This is a genomic window from Mesorhizobium sp. GbtcB19 (assembly GCF_019091085.1).
Taxonomy (GTDB): Bacteria; Pseudomonadota; Alphaproteobacteria; order Rhizobiales; family Rhizobiaceae; genus Mesorhizobium.
On the sequence record NZ_JAGXJY010000498.1, the window covers coordinates 1 to 237 of the forward strand.

1 protein-coding gene is annotated in these 237 nt (G+C 67.5%); it reads left to right on the plus strand.

Features of this window, described 5'->3' with window-relative positions; genetic code table 11:
- Positions 1-10 precede the first annotated feature (10 nt).
- On the plus strand, positions 11-237 hold a 227-nt coding region (locus KVT37_RS32825), incomplete at its 3' end, for a hotdog domain-containing protein (protein ID WP_306797047.1).

Sequence of the window (237 nt, forward strand, 5' to 3'; positions counted from 1 at the left end):
GGACTTCCCCATGGTGCATTACGCGGACGGCAAGCCGCTTGGCGATCTCACCTTGTGGACGCTCGCCATGCCCTCCGACGCCAATGCCGCCGGCGACATCTTCGGCGGCTGGGTGATGGCGCAGATGGGCCTTGCCTGCGGCATCCGCGCCGCCGAGCGCGCCAAGGGCCGGGTGGTCACCGCCGCGGTCAAGGAGATGTGTTTTGCCAAGCCTATGAAGGTCGGCGACACGCTCTG